General features: G+C 35.2%; 5 protein-coding genes. All 5 read right to left on the bottom strand.

Annotated elements, in window-relative coordinates; translation table 11 throughout:
• Positions 1 to 138: 138 nt before the first annotated feature.
• Positions 139 to 846, bottom strand: coding sequence for a hypothetical protein (locus ACM39_RS03635; RefSeq protein WP_048509668.1), 708 nt, complete (start codon positions 844 to 846; stop codon positions 139 to 141).
• A gap of 1 nt (position 847) precedes the next feature.
• Entirely contained in the window at positions 848 to 2,242 is a 1,395-nt protein-coding gene (locus ACM39_RS18680) for a hypothetical protein (RefSeq protein ID WP_053073290.1), read from the bottom strand.
• Positions 2,243 to 2,260: 18 nt separating this feature from the next.
• Entirely contained in the window at positions 2,261 to 8,521 is a 6,261-nt protein-coding gene (locus tag ACM39_RS03625) for a hypothetical protein (protein ID WP_131701399.1), read from the bottom strand.
• Positions 8,522 to 8,532: 11 nt separating this feature from the next.
• On the bottom strand, positions 8,533 to 14,985 hold the full coding sequence (locus tag ACM39_RS03620) for a hypothetical protein (protein WP_048509666.1): 6,453 nt from the start codon (positions 14,983 to 14,985) through the stop codon (positions 8,533 to 8,535).
• Positions 14,986 to 16,513: 1,528 nt separating this feature from the next.
• Positions 16,514 to 17,368, bottom strand: coding sequence for a hypothetical protein (locus tag ACM39_RS03600; RefSeq protein ID WP_131701398.1), 855 nt, complete (start codon positions 17,366 to 17,368; stop codon positions 16,514 to 16,516).
• Between the last annotated feature and the right edge of the window lie 35 nt (positions 17,369 to 17,403).

Below are 17,403 nucleotides of genomic sequence, written 5' to 3'. Positions count from 1 at the left end.
TAATGCATGGAATACGGCCAGAAATAATTCAACTGAGTACCTGGATTTTGAAAAATCACGTATAAGTAATTTGAAGTTAAAATATAATTTATAAAAATAAGAGAGCCTGTAAAAAACAGCCTCTCTGGATTATTTGAATCACAATTGGTTTTGTGGGCTCATTATTATTTGAACATCTCCTTCCTGTAGAAGTGTTCCGTTACCTACCCGCATGGCATCTATCCTAAACGTGGTATAATAAGTGTCAGGTACTTTAAACCACAAATAAATATGTGAATCTGATCCTACATATTGTCCTGCAGTAATTGCTGTACTACTTAAAACACTTGTTTTTGTATTCATCAATGCGGAGCTGGGCTGATAACAATATCCTACCCAGGTAACGTCAATAATATCAGATCCTCCATAATTGTATCCTATAGCTTTAATATGAAACATTGCAGAGTTTGTATTTACTTTATAGGGTAATTTTACATGAAAAATATTAGAGGAACTGAAGTCAGGGGTGAAAAACTTAGCAATTCCTTCTCTGGCACTTCCCACATCTGTGGGACCCTGAAGGTTTAAAGTAACATTTCCTGTCTGCCCGTTAATACTCTGTACCAGATTCGCAGGAATGTTCATGTTATTACGGATATCCTGAAAAGAGATCTGGGCAATCAAGTTTCCATTTTGTGAGGTAAACTGCAGGTATCCATTATGAGAGTTTACGTTCTCTATAATTTTCTCTAACTCCGGACCATCCAGATGAGCAAAGCTGTCCATTAAATCCTCAAACTGCCCTTCAGTTGGGCGCTTTCCCACTTTGAAATATTCTTTTAATATTTGTATCGGTTTTTTAGACATTTTAATTGGTTGTTAATTGTTCTATTTCTTTTTTTAAAGAGATAACATATAATGTCAACTCTTCTATTTTTTGCAACAATTTTATTTGAAAATCTCCTACAGCTAATCCATTCTTTTCCATTTCTTTTGCAGAAGGTATTTCAGGAAGGTGCTTATTTTTTGCAATAAATTGTTCCAGATCATCGATAGTTTTAAGATTATATCCTGAATCAAATACAAAGTCAGCTGTCGGTGTTGGAGCTATGACAACATCTTTCGCTTCAAGTTTTCCATACAAAGCCATATTTCCGTTATCGCCTAACCAAAGCTTAGCTCCATAATTACCATCATTAGAATATCCCCAAAATTGCAACCCATTACCATAACCTCCTGTCATATTATAAATTCTCCATTTGCTAAATTGGGAGCCACCTTTGCCGGAGTTCTCTAATTCAATGTATCCACCTTCATTGCCATTCATTGATGATTTTATACCTCCGGTTACATCAAGCCTTTCTGTGGGATTGACAGTTCCAATTCCGACATTCCCCCCTCTGGGATTGAGAGATAGATTATATGTTTCATTCGGACTATTTAAATCTTGTGGTTGTACCCATGCATAAGAAGGCCCAATATTCATTCCAAAATCAAACACTTCTCCATATCCGGCATTACTTGATTGAAGTCTTAAAATTGCCGTTGAATCTTGTCCATTTGTAGGACCTCCTTGATTTAATTGTTGAGTAGCAGAAACAGTTAACTTTTGTTTTGAATTCTGAAGTCCTATCCCAACATTCCCCTCTTTATTTACTTTTAATGCAACTTTTGCAGACTCCGGTGAAAATGCGCTTCCTACTAATAACTCCCATTCATCTGTCATTGGTTGTAATGGGATACTTGAACTGTCATTTCCTCTGTTATCTAATCCATTCCATGAATCGTTTTTATTAATAGACCTTACTTTGATTACAACTGACATAGTACCGGTTGTAACTCCCAGTATTTTTGTTGCTCTTATACGAAACCTACATATAGCACCATTAACATCAATCGTAAAACAATTATTATTTTGTCCATCAGTATAGTTATTTCTGTTAATTTTACCACATTCTCTCCAAAGATTTGGATTTGCATGCGAGATGGCTGCAAGGTGTGTTGCTGCAGAAGCGATATTACCTCTTGTGTAAGCCACTGAAATTTCATAAAACCCACCCGAATGTGCCATTGCAGGAGAAAAATTTACAAATTCAATATAATCACCAACTTGGTAATCAGCAGGATATTCTAAAGTTGTAAAATATTCAGATGATTCATCCATATGAACGTAACTATCTATTAAATTCCCAAACTGACCTTCAGTAGGTCTTTTACCTGCCTGAAAATATTCTTTTAATTCTGATATTGATTTTTTTGCCATGATTTTTAATTTTAATAATTAAGGTCTAATGATGAATGTTCCCTGCAGTATCATTCCATCGATGCCGTCTGATGAAATCCCGGAAATATCTGCCCATGTATCTTTTTTATAGATCGTAAGGATATTTTCCTGAATACTGAACATATTAGATGTATTTTCTGCCACTACTTTGAAATGGTGATATAATACATTTTCGTTACTATCTTTTATTGGCATTGGATTCATGTTTATATCATCCAAAGGCAGAAATAATCTGTTATTTACTATATTGTATGTATTTACCATCTCCCAATAAGGATCTATAGGCGGAATAGTGACAGGTTCTGCAAATAAATACAAATGTGCTTTTTCAATATCTTTTTCGTCAATATTTATCCTCGCTATCTCTTTCCAGCTCCCTTCATTGCTTAATTTGTACAAATGGTACTTTCCTTTGTAACAAGTCTGTTCCCAGTTCAGGATTACCGAAGTAATAGTATCACCTGTCACAGGTTCAGAGTTATAATTCAATTCCGGAGCTTCAGGATTATAATTTTCTACCAGAACCGTAACGATTGTTTTAGAAGATAAGGAAGGCGCCTGTTCTACAATAACCTGAGAGGTAGGAGTTCCTGTATCATAATCAGTCATAGTATATTCAACCGTTCTGGATACTACAACTTTATAGAAAAGGGCATCGCCATAAGGTTTGTAATCCAAATCTTCAAAATCATCATAAACAACCCATGCTCCTGAAACCTGCTCAGTTTCTACGTCCGCTATATTAGCCATTTTTATCAGTTTCATGCTCAATACAGATTCTGCATCCAGCTTATTGGTTGCTCTATAAACAGAAATCTGACTAATTTTCTGTACATTCGGATATGGATTGATTTCTATCTTTATTTTTGAAGATATTCCCAGAGTTTTATTTTCTACTATAGGAAGTAAGCTTTTGATTTTTGGGGGTTCCGCCGGATTAGAATTGACCAGACGGATAGGGCCTAAAAATGGACTGAATCCGCTCAGCTTCATTTGTGTTCCCATTTCCCTGACTCCATAAAAATAAAAATTATCTGAAGAACCGTCAAGGGTGAAATCTGTAAACAGGGTTTCATGTTGAGGTGTTTCTTTATAAATAGCAGCCATTGGAGCCATATCGAAAGTCGGATCTATTGGGTTTAATAAGTACCCGTTAGAATCTCTAAGGTTTTGCTTCAGATTCTTAGGGCGATATCCCGAGTTTAGTTTCTTTATATATTTGTAAATAACCGGAACTTCAGTAAGCGGAATAAAACAGTTCTGAATAGCCTCCATCACAAAATCAACAAACAACAGTTCTTCAGATTGATTAGGAATTGCTTTAATAATTACTTTTTTAAAGTTCGTAAATCCAAATTGAGTGTTTGGAATCTGCTCGCAATAATAAGTACTTCCTACCTGCAAATCAAAATAATCATTATGCTCTGTAATAAATTGATTAATCGCTTTAAAAAATGTAATACTATCCGGTAAAGGAAACTTATAAGGAATACTGGATGTAAGTGGATAACCTGTATAATCTCCAAGTGCTTCTAAATTTTCAAAATCTAAGAAGTTTTTCCACCGGTCATTAAAATATTCTTCATTCTGCCCGCCTAAACTCTCCAAAGCTGCTTTAATCTCCCCTATCGTATTAAATTCATAAAGAGCATTTAAAAAAGCCGTTTCATCACTTCTGAAAAATTGAACAGAATGAGGCTTATGTGTGTATTTTGTCAGGAAGCTGTAGGTAGCTTTTCCATATTTATCCGGACGGGTAGCAAAAACCGAACCTGTAGGTAGCTCAGGTTGCATAGGTTCTATAATTGCACTGCCAAACATCAGACTTGGGGTACTGAATTTTGATTTATACAGATTACCTTGCATATCTGTCGTGTTATTATCCACACTCCTGAAGCCGAAAACCGAATAGTGAGTGTCTTCATCTCCTTGTGGCAGCACAGAATCTGAAATAAGATTATTAGTTGTGTTTTTATACAGATAAACTTTATACGACGGGTAATAATTTACTTTAACCGAATTTCCTGTAACCGGATCAGTTGGCTTAGAAATATAATTTCCTGCCTGATTTTGGTGCAGCAGTATAGGAGTGTTCGCACCTGTGTCTTCTTCAATAGCAAAGTTTTCATCATAAATATATAGCACCAAATCATTGTTCGTTCCTATATTTTCAGTTCTTACTACTTTGAATATGCTTCGGCTGTCTTTTGGCCATCCTCCCGGATTAAAGTTTTCCACATTGAACAGTCTTATATATCCTTTGTTCCACTCTACTGAATGAGAATTTTGAGAATATTGGCTATGCTGCGCAAGAGAAAAGCCTGTAAAGGTAATTTTGTAAACTCCCTGATGTACTTTAGGAAGATTATTTGGATCATAAGTAATTACCGGAAGATTTGAATTTAACGGCTGATAGCTGTGCAAATCTTCAAAAAGCATTTCTACTTTTGCATCTTTCCATATTCCTCTGGACTTTTCCAAATATTTTTGTGGAGTACCATTTGCCTGTTGGTTTTCTATAATTTCCCGATGGAGTGTCCAGTTACTATCTCCTATTTTTACTTTCAGTGAATTCGGATTCTGGAATCCCCAGCTTGCAGCATTCTGCATGTTTTCAGTTGCATTGAAAATACCTTCTGTAGAAGAATCATAAGACGGAAGAACTGCTAATTGAGTTGCTGTAAATGTTGAATTGGTATTTCCGGACATCATGGCATCACTTACTACTTTCTTGAATACTGTGAATTGAAGTCCTGTACCTGTTAGTGTAATTTCATGGATTACATAGCTTTCATTATCCAACAAGAATATTCCGCCTAAAAAATCATTAGCGGTAGATCCTGCAGGTATTTCAGATCTCCAGATTTCATTGTAAATCAAATTATTCGGATTGTTCGGGTCAACCGTAAAACCTGAACTTGCCACAGGATAATCAACAGTTTCAATGATCGCTAACAATTGATTGCCTGAATGATGCATAATTACCGGAAGCTGATTCTGCTCCTTTACTCTAGCCGTAATCGTTCTCGGTACAAATTTTCTGAAATAAATTTCTATATCATCGGCAAAAATTTCTTCATTATCCGGAAACAAACTGTTTGGGTCCGAAAGATACACCGAATCTTGTATCACACTATCAAATGGAATAGGATAGGTTACCCCCTCCTGATAAATATGATAATCAAACGTATGACGTACCAAAGTTTTGTCTGTCAGAGCAGGAATTGCTATTAAACGGTTTTGTTCTTCCTGCGAAGTAAACATCAACGGAAATTCTTTCTGAATCAGAAAGCTGCTGCACAATGAAGGAGGAAGCAAACCGTTAAACGGTTTAATGTCGGTAACAATCGAAAGTTCCGGCTGACCGTACTGAGCTCTTGAAAACCAGTTGATTCCGTAACTCATGTAAAAATAGGTTCCATTCTTCTTCTGCTTATGAAGATAAAGAGGCGTATTCGCATCAGGAATCTGAATAGGTATAACCTCAAAGGAGTCCGAAGCACTGTCAATATTAAGATATGCGGTATCATGTGACAGCTCTGGTTTTGCCCAAATATGGAAATCAGTTTCGCCTGGTTTTACCATACGATATTCTAATCCTGCATATACTGGGTTGGTAAATTTAGAGGCATCGTAAAGATTGTCTGTTGAAAAAAATACTGGATTTATCTGGTCAGTATCCAAAGATTCATTGTAAAGACTGATGTATCTTGTCTTACCGTCCGGAGAATAGCCGTTACTATCGTATAAATTTGAGTTGGGTGTACCCATTCCCGTAACAATCTGTGAAAGCTTTACTGGTAGAGATAAACGCTCACTAAAAATATTGGTTGGTAACGACATAGATAATAGCTGCATATTTTTTTCTGTAGCCTTAATATCCAAATTGGCATTGGTGTAATATTCTGCCAGATAAATAAACCCTTCATTGATTCCAATTACGCCTAAAGCATCACTGCCTATATCCAAATGCCCCAATCCCAACATTCTGGCAGTATGGTAATCCAAAGCGGCAACATTCAAAATATCCAGATTAGATATTTGTGTATCTCCCTGACCAGGATCACCATTTGAAATAGTTGCAGAAGTATTAATGCTGCTGTTTGCAAGGTTAATATTAAGTGTTTCAAAAGCTTTAGGATTAGGTTGCAGATCACTTAATTTAATATACTGCTCCACTACCGTTTTAATATCCCTGTCTAATGGGTTTTGAGATGGGTGTTCCCATTTTGTCTTGTAATTATTCGTATTTACATACGCAGCATCATTATAACGAAGCCAAGCTCCATTAACAGGATTGGATTGTGGTATTGGATCTAGTCTGCTAAAAGCTTCATTCCCATCTGTGGTCAAGGAAAATTGTCCCAGAAGTGTCCATCCTTGTCCATTGTTGGTGCTGACAATGAAATCGGAATAAAATTCAAACTGTAGGGCTTTTACAATACAGCCATCAGGACGATAACGTATCGTTTTCCCGTGTTCAGCGTTAAAATAGTTGGAATTAAGGTCCCAGAAACTGAGTCTTTTTCTGTAACTGAGATATTGCGAAAGTGTATTATTATTCTCCGGTAGAGAAAGTGTCTCTAATTGTAATGAACTTGTCGGACTCTGATTGTTAATAACCAAACTACAGGCAAAAAACAAATCTGATCTGCATTGTATTTCAATAAGTTCATTACCATATTGGATGATAAATCCTAAAGGATTGGTAAGTGGGTTAATCCCAGCCCTAACCTGAGCGTATTTATTTTGATTCTTAAAATAGATGTAAAAAATACGGGTATTGTTATTGAATTTGTACACCCAAAGTTTTTGGCTGTCGTCTATCAACTGAGGAGCTACAGATAAGTCTAATGTAAATATAGATTTTACATAGGGTGCCCGGTAGATTTTCACAAAATCTTCGGGTTTATTAAAGTTTACATTGGTGGAAGCAAGATTACCTTTTGGTAAATGGTTTTCTCCCAGTTCTCCACCAAAACTCCAGCGAAGATGCATTCCCTGGGTACTATCACTACCGGTAGAACCTACAGCCTGCAAATAAAAATTAGGAGTCTGAAGTGAGGAAAATTGATTAAATGTTACCGTTATTCCGCCTCCGTCACAGACCTCACTAAATCCGTTTTCCAGATCCTGTTTCTCAATACCTTCACCATAATAATTCTCTACGCGGGTCTCCTTAATGTTGATTTCTGTTCTTTCAGTTACAAATTCAATAAAGCTGAAAGAAATAAGCTCAATAGGGGTGGTTTTACAGGACTCAAAATCAGGATTAAGGATTCCTGCAAAATCTATATTTTTATCTTCTCCATGTAAAAGCATGAGGTCTTCGGAAACATCATTAATATTAAAGTCTTCCATTTGAAAAACACCACTCCACTCTGTCCCTGCACCATATTGAATCCTGGATATTTCATCACTTTCCGTATATATAACAAAATAATCATCTCCAAAAACAAAATTTGTTTTTACCCCAGCATAATTATCAAATAGATATCCTAATCCATGATTATATTCAAAAACCAGAGGTATTTGTGGTGTATCCCAAGTTAATCCTGTTAAAATAATTTCTCTTTCAGTGTATTGAATTGACGTAAGAATGATAAAATCCTCTTTATAAATTATATATTCGGCATTGATATCCTTAAAACCCAGATCGGCAATAATACGGATTCCCTTAGGAAGCTTCTTCTCATTTTTAGGATCACTTTCATTTCCGCATATCAATATCTCTTCATTATGAAAGTTCAGACCGGATATTATGAAAGTATATCTTTCATCAATACTGTTAATATCATTCTGAAGAAAAATTTCTCCTCTTTCATCAAAAAGAAACACTTTGCTTTTTTGTTCTCCAAGATCGAAAAAACCAAGTCCAAATTGGAAATTATTAATTTCTTCGAGAAAAATTTCTTCATTATTTACAATAATTTCAGGAAACTTTTTGTACCAAATAATATCTCCTTCAAAATTGACCTTTAATAAGAACGGAATGTTCTCTTCTTTTCCTGTTTTTTCTAGCCCTAAGAGGATCAGCCCTTCTGTATTTCGAATGATTTTCCTAAAAGAAACTTGCGAGATCGTATCTGAAAAATTATATGCTTTCTGAAAGATAGGATTTCCGGTAAAATCAAGACGGGTGAATACTCCCGAAGATCCTTTGAAATATCCAGCTAAAAAGATATCCTCTTTTATTCTTTTGGAATGGTATATCTTAGCTTCTTCTGATTCGTAAGGATAATATCTTAAAAAATTCATTTTGTGTATTCTTAGTCGTTTATATTTATTATTTTTGTAATCAGTTCCTGCATAATTTGATAAGCAGTACCATTCCAAGTTTTATATCTAAATTTGAAACTCAGCTCCTTGTTCTCTATCTTTTTATCTTTATGCATAATCAGGATTTGTGATGCATCTTTCGAGAATAGCACCTTGAATTCCAGATTCTCCTGACCTGAAAGGCTTAACACTTTTAAAGTATCTTTCAGTTCATCCGTTGGGATTTTTGGATCATTGAAAGGCTCAGGATTTCTTACAATAAGGGCTATAACGTTCTCTGTCTCATCAATGATTTTTACAAATTCTGTGGTTTTTGCAACATCTAAAGGTTGTATTCCCATAATTCCTTCGATTACCCTGTCAAAAGGATCGGAATAGATATCACTCATTTGTTCAAGTAATGCGTTGCTTCCATTCCCTGATACCTGTAGATACATATCATCTATCTGCTGCGGTTTAAGATTCACTTTGACATTATACACTGCATCTTTTTCATCCACAAGAACGTTCTGATCATCATATTCTTTCAGCATGAAACTTTCTACCTGCTCTTTAAAATCAGCATATCTTGATGTCTGGAATACAAAATCGTGTACTTTTTGATTTTCTTCATAAAGAATTTTATTATTGCTGTCTTTCTGTGCTTCATACATACCGTTTTCATCTTCATCAAATGCATTATACATAATTGCTGTGTAGAGTTTCTCAGGTTTTAGATTGGTCAACGTTACCGTGTAACTGTAGGCTAAAGGCTTGATAGGATCTCCCAAATCTATGCTGCAATGAATAGAACTGTTATTGGCATTAACCTGTTGAATATAGCTATTCAAAATCTGGATGTTAACCGGTAAATTAGGACCATTATCATCTACCCAGGTGCTTCCATTAGCATCCGGAGTCGGAACAGTTTCATTTTGTGCCCAGTTTGAAGGTAGCGGATAAGGGATAATAACATCGGTAACAGGATCTTTAATGGCTATATTGATTGCTCCCAATAATTTCGGTGCTCCCTGATAGGGTTTCCATTCCTTAAACATATTAAAGATATATGGGGTGATAAAGAAAATGTTGATATTACACTGATTATGTCCATAAAATAATGGTTTTGCCCTGTTCAGATTCCCATCAGCATTCGGATAAGATCTCCTCATATCAATATAGGATTTCAGTGTGGTGATAGGATACTGCTCAGATGTTGTATCAGGCTTAATATAATCCAGTCTTCTTTTCTCAAAATGTCCTAAAGGTCCTGCTGTTCTGAAACCATAGTAATAGTCAAAGATCCCGTCGTTGGCATCATTCACCTGATCTTTGAGCTTCATGTGCAGACAGAATACAGTATTCGGTCTCCAGATAGGTTGCACCACATGAGTTATTGCATCTGTCATCAACTGAACATCCTGCTGCACTGCCGGCTGACTTGGGATAGTTTGTTGATATTCATAATCTATTGCTGTTAACCAAGATACCTGCTGCAAAGAGGTAACACACTCTTTGATACCATTATCGTCTCCTTTACAGTCACAATCCCCTATTTGAGAAATATGGTTAAATATAATCTGAGCTTCCTGGAGTGCACCGCCCAACACAGGAGGTCTTACCCTTTCAGGATAGGTTAAAAGACTCTGAATTTCTGTCTCTAACTGATGATAAAGATTGTATTGAGGGTAAGCCTGGTCGAATTCTATGATCATATCTACCATGCCCAAAAAACATTTCCAGTTATCCTGGAAAGATGCCTGATAATTGATACAGTTATTCAATGTGGATATTAAGTTTTCCAAAAATTCACACAGTATGGGATCTTTCTGACAGTCTGACCCGCTACAGGAATTCATCGTCAGTTCATTCAATTGTGCTAAAAGATAATCATAGGTTTGCTGTTGTTGGGGAGTCAAAATAATGATGCTAACCTCGCCATTATTCTGCGCAGCTGCATCGGCCCAAAGTTGTGCGATCTGTATATTAACTGCATCAATTGCGGACTGGTTCACCTGGTTCGGAATGATCTCTATTTTGGATACATACTGATCCGAAAAATCACTCGCCAGATACTCTACTACACCAGCCAACTCAATCTTGGTCTTATATATTTCGGTGATTAGCTGGTAATTCTGCATAATCGAATTACTGTACACATTTTTGTACAACCTGATTGTTACTCCGCTACCTAATGTAGTAAGCCACAGTCTCACTTTTCCTGACTCTTCAGGCAAGGTAATAACCAATGTATTGCTATTGGAAAATTTCAATGACTGAGAATATCCATGAGGATTAGCAGCATTGCTTACCTCCATTGTACCAGTTCCCGGAATAAAAATAAGCGTTCCATTTGGCCCCGGAATATAAGATCCTGCTCCCCCTCCCATAAGAAGATAATAAGCTCCGTCAATTAATTGACTTGGATATTGCGTTGGAGGATAGAATAATGTGCCCAAAGCCTCGTTTTCCACATTGGAAGTATGCCATGTTTCTATATGTTCGGTACAGAACATTTCAGACGGGGTGATACCATACTGTTCCGGGATAAACCAGCCCGGCAGTCCCTGTTCCAAAAATGAAAACGGAGACATCCCTAAAATACGGATGGTGTCATACTGGTCGTTATTCTTTTGCCAAAACCCGATTTTAAACTGTCCTGCATTTTGTAGTGGGCTGTTAGGTGGTAATACTTCCGGAATTATGGCCTCAAAAGGATGGTAATCTTTCCATTGCCCATTTTTATAAAACTTAATAGTAACGTCTTCTATAGAATATTTATGTTTTACCTGTCTTAATACATGACCTCCCGGCTGTACTTTCTGAGGCGGGATAAGATCCAGATAATTGCTTGCTCCGCTACTGTGTCCACCAATTTTCAAATCCGTTGCGGAACTTGGAATCAACCCTTTTTCAGCTTTGATGTCAATATAGGTATCCAAAGGAATAATCGGCATTTTTTCCAATTCCAATTGGTTATCCGGATTGGGAATATAGTCAAAATATGTGACAATAAATTCTTCTGCGGTAAGCATATGAATTCCTTTCACTGCATTTTCCGTCTGGTCGTATTTAGGGTATTCCTCATCGTTTGCCTGAGCATTATTATTAGTAATCGGTGCAATCGGTGTAGTATCCAAGTCACCGTTCTTTTCCCATTTAAGAACAAGATGTACTTTGATTTTTATTTTGATAAATAATATCTTGAACTTAAATTCAAAGAAGAGTTCTGCAAGGATCAGGAATGGTTTTTCCAGTTCCACACGGAAATAGGTAGAGAGAACTACAGAAACTTTAATAATGAAAAGATTAAGCTCTGCTCCGCCCTCAAAATACATATAACCTCCTAATTGTCGTTTTTCAAAGCTGATATATCCTCCGGTATCTATAATGATCCATGCTTTGAGAATGAATAAATTCAGGTTAATATCTATCCTCATTCCCGCTTCAATCCCTTTGGCCGAAATCATCAGGAAGCCTTGCATTTTCAGACTTAGTATATTTTTGAAAACCGTAATGGTAATTGGTTTCTGCTTAGTTCCGAAATTGATATACCAAGGTTTTTGGTTCTTGAAGAAGAAGCCCATCTGGATTTCTGCTTTAATATCAACGATATAACCGTTTTTCTTATTCAATTGATAATTGGCTCCTGCTCCTAATTCAAGTGAATCATCTCCGATAATGACAAAGGCATAGAATGGAGGTTCTTTAGGATCATCTTCAGCTAAGCCTAAACGACTGCTCAAAATGGTTAATCCTGCATCGATACAAAACATACTAGGAATGGAAAGAAGCATCATCGCTCTCAATGAAGCAATACTTCCAGAGCCATCCATCGTTCCTAACGATGCTCCAAATCCTATGGAGAATGCATTGCTGTAGCCTTGGGTATATTTCGGTCCAATGAATTTATCCATATTGATCCCCCGCTTAGGAGCAATATAGTAATCGTACCAGGAGTCATTATCTGTCATTCCTGGAACGGCTCTTTTCTCTGCTACATAACGGTAACCAATGAGCCCCCTAAACCCAAATATTCCAAAGGTTCCCAAAGGAATGGCGGAAGGAAATTCTACACTCGCATCCACAAAAAAGCCAGGGTATTTCGGGTCAAATGCCATTTCTGCGGAACCGTAGATTTTTGCCTTTGGAAGCTTAATAGAAACTTTTCCTCTGTATTCTGTAGAGACTCCCGGTTCGGGAATAGTTAATGCTCCTTTGATAATCGCTACGGCGCTGTCTGCACTTGCACTTCCCGGTATGATAAGATCTACTTCAAGTGTCGAGATGTGGAAGTATGAGTCTCCGTCTCCTCCGTGCTCGTCGTTATCATTGGTATAATAATATTTCACTCCGTTGCCTTTAACATCCAATCCTAAAGGACTTACACTGATGCCTCCATCAAAGCCGACATAATTATAGCTTCGTATCACTCCATTTCGCTCACGCTGGATTGTTCCGAAATGCAATCCTGTTACAGCCATCTTTACAGGACCAATATCAAGATGGAGATTGGTTGGAATTATGGCTGCTCCACCTATAATCTCAAATTTCCCACTAGCATAATAACGGATTGCCGGCAGATCTAACGGTTTGTTATTAAGAAGCTTTGCTCCGAAAGATCCTTCAGGAAATTCTATTTTTGTATCGGCGGTAATAAAGAAATTATCATTCTGCTTACCAATCTCAATATTCTGAAGATAAAAATCCAAAATATTAAACAAATTCATTTTCAGCCCAGGTGTAAATGCAGCTGATAATTTAAAATTTGCACTGCTCTCCCATTCCCCTAAAATATCTATGTATAAAATTTCAGGATTCCCATTGCTGTCTATTTTTTTGAATTTTTTGATCTCTAACCTTCCTTCTAAATGAGAAGAGGTAACCTGACCATGGAAGAAAGATATATCAAATTTCTTAAAGCCTAATCTCCATGATTTACTTGGCTCTTTCCCAAGACGAAGCCACATATAATCATAATTCCCTGTATAAAAAGAATTAATATATGCACGGAACTGGTCCTGAGTACTAAATTCTTCTATTGTATTTGTCCCTGCTTCTGTTACTGAAAGAGGATATTTAAAGGTGTATCGGCTTTCATCCGGAAGAGAATTGATATAATTTAACAGATCTACATCATCAAGTATCTCAACAGGTACTATTGTTTGATTGGCATCTGTTTTATATGCAGTTACAGGATAATTAAAGGTAAATTTATCTCCATAAAAAGAGGTTACGTTTCCTAAACTATCTGAAACAGCAACCGCTTCCAAGGCAAAAGTCCCCGTAACTCCTCCTGATCCTATGATAAGATTATAACCAGCTATCCGTAAAGTCGACTGAATATCCTGATCTTTACTGAACCATTTTGGAGGAAGTGTTACAGATAGGGCATCTGCATATACTCCGGTAAAATCAGCAGGATAACCAAATGCATCAGCTTCGGGAATATTTTTGGTTTTACTTAAATCTATTTTCAGTCTTTCTATCTGGATAAGAAGCCCTGTGCTGGCGATCTCAGAATAGGCAGTAGGGCCAAGCGTTCCGGCTAAATCCAGATTATATCCTATTCCCGCTTCAGTATCGGCATAAAAGATTGCTTTTGCAAAATCGAAACTCGTCTTATGGCTTTCGTCAGGATCAGGTGTTAATACCAGTGAGCCATTTACATTCTGTGCGATCCATGGCCTTAAAACATTTCTAGGAAATTCTATGGATGCAGAACTTTCCAAGGTAACTAAAGCATGAGGTTTTATGATGCTCTTAATATAGTCTTCTACATCTTGAGGAAGTATTCTCTTAAAAAACAGTTTTAGGTTATTCTTTGTATTGGACAAATTTGAACTATCCAGAATGTACGTAGCAAAAGCAGCACCCTCTCCATAACTTGCATTAATGGACTGTGTGAGCTCCTCTATTCTGTTTTCTGATGTAGGATAAGGGATAGGTGTAGATAATGATGAGCCTAATTCTGCATTAAGATCATCCACAAATTTGTGTATAGGATCTCCAGTTGTATCAGTAAATACATTTATAGCTTCATTAATAACAGTTTCTTCTGAAATATTCAGGCTGACTAAAGCTATATTATAAATTTCTTCCGGAGAGAAAGAAAAACTGTCTAAATTAAATTGCGACAGGTAGGCAATTACAGGCCAGTTGTATTGAACGGTTACAGGAAAAGAAGAAATGCTATTATCCTGATGGTCTCGGTTGAGAACAAATTTTAATCCATAAACCAAATTAAATTCCAATCTGGTTTTGGAAACTATACTCAGGCTGTAAAAGGCACTATTTCCCAATGGGCTTATACTTCCCTGATAGTTTTTATAATATATTTTTGAAAATATGCTTTGGGCAATATTTTTTACAAAATCTAATGAAGATGGCAGACTATCCAGAGTTATTAAATTAGATAACCGGGGATAATAATTGTATGGTGGTGTTGGTGTATTATTTGGCATAGTTATACTATTTTTTCATAGTTTTTTCAATGATATAATTCCCATTTTTAGTTTATATTATATCCTTAGTTTCATATAAAATTTCTATTGTATGTATTTTTTATATTCCGCAGAGTAACAAATTCTAAAAAAGTATATAATCAAATAAATTATTCTTCTAATACTCCCAACTCTACACTATAAATATCTCCTGTTTTCGGACTGATTTTCAGAAGCCAATGTTTTCTATAACTACCAACAATTATTACTTCGTAAAAAGGAACATTATTTTCATTATAAAGTTTATCCAGTCTTACTCCATTTTTACGTATTAGGAGTTTAAATTCTTCGCTTTCCAGTTTAGCATTTTTCTCTGTCAGTTCTTTGCTCCAATCTTTTTGATCATAACTGTATTTTTTTTCCTTTCATCAGTTTGGGAGTCTGCTTAAAAAATTTTTCGGGAAGTTGCTTTAATATTTCTTCTTTGGAGATTGGAAAATCTTTTTCATAATTATGTACTAAAACTCTACCATCTTGATCTACTGTTTTAATATACAAAGGATCATCGAAATTATTATTTTCATTAATACTTTTATATTTTGAAAAAGTATAGGATAAATTATCCAGATTACTACTATCATTAGAATAAGTAAATGACGTTCTATTAATGTAATCGTCTATCCTTATAGTTCTGTCTTTATATATAAGTTATAATTTCCAATAATTTATTGTTTTTGTTATATTTATTTAATTTATATACTTCATGAAAAAGGTCAGGCTGATATTTCACATATATATGATCTCTATATTCCAATTTTAGTATGCTGTTTGCTAAAATAATAGAATTATTTTGTTTAGTATTCCTTAAAATCGAATCATACTTCGCTCTTATATAAAGACCGTATGCCTCTCTATAACTCTTTCTATAAATAAAAATATCTTTACTAATTTGTAGCCGATCATATTCTCTCATAATCTTTTCAACTTCTTCATAATTTTTTCTTCCGTATAATTGTAATGTATCACTGTTCCTGTCCGAAGAGAGCAACAGAGAAAAATAAAAGCAGAGTTTTAATTAACTTCATATATCTTTTATAAGCTTATTATTAGATGTTTTCTTCACTTTTAAGTTTTGCCAATACCATATTAAAGTTCTGGTACTAGAATAATCTATTACATTATCTGTGTCATTATTCCCATCAAAGTCTTCACTACTTTGTTTAAAAGTGTAATCCCCATCTATATCAAAACTGTGATAAAGTTCTAAAGAATGCAATGCCTCGTGAGCAATTGTATTCTTATCTTTTCCTCCTTTTTCGCGTAAGTTTTTTTAATATGCTCCATTTTCATAAATAGGGTCTTGCTTTTTTCTACAGAAGTATCATATCTGGCTTTTATATCATGGTATTTTTGAAATATTATTTCCATATCCATATATTTTTTATTGGTTATTTTTTGCTGACCGTTGCAATTAATAAAGAATAATAACAACCAAATGCTTAGGGTTTTCATTATGTTATTTTGAAACCGAATATTTCTTAGTAGTTTTTTAGTCTCTAGGGATAGATAATCGTATATCAATTACCTCATTTGTCTTTCCATCAATTTTCATTTCCCAAATACCTACATGGCTATCAGGGAAAGATAAATCGTAAAGGGGATAACTGTTCTCATTGTAAGTTTTATAAATTTCTATCTTCTTATAAAAATCGTTCTTTGTTTCTATTGTGGTTTTTAGTTTTTCTTTAAGTTCCTGTACTCTATCTTTTATTATTTTTTCTATTTCATTAGGTGATGCTTTCCTTTTGTATTCTTCTTCTATATATTTTTCATATTCATCTTTGTATTTTCTCATCATGTAATCTAATGCACTATTATAAAAATTATCCGGTAAAGCGCTTAACATTTGTTCTTTACTGACTTTGAAATCTTTTTTGTAATTTCTTTCCAAAACCAATTCATTGTTAATGAATTCTTGGTCAAGCATAATATCTCTTTTACCAGGATCCTGCTCATCTTGTATATATTGTGATAAATACACTTTGTTTTTATTAAAATCATATCGTACGGCTGTCCCTTCAGCTAAATTATCGATTAAATAAACCGTATTATTTTTTTTCTCTACTGTAGCTTTCTCTATCAGTCGGTCTTTTTGATAAGTATATATAGTTTCAGATTGCCCCTCATCTTTTACAAAAATCTCCTTATCACCTTCTTGCAAAAGAAATTTAGATTCTGATTGTAGAGGGTCAATCCATTTATCATTCTTCTCTTGTTTTTCTCTTTCATATAAAGTTTTTTTTAAATATGCTCCATTTTCATATATAAGACTCTGCTTGTTCTTTTTTACGAAGGAATCGTATCTGGCTTTTATGTCACGATATTTTTGAAATGTTGTTTCCATATCCATATATTTTTTATAGGTTATTTTTCTTATAT

The organism is Chryseobacterium sp. FH2, assembly GCF_001045455.1.
Taxonomy (GTDB): Bacteria; Bacteroidota; Bacteroidia; order Flavobacteriales; family Weeksellaceae; genus Chryseobacterium.
Note: the sequence above shows the minus strand (reverse complement) of the source record. Positions and strands in the feature narration are given on the sequence as shown.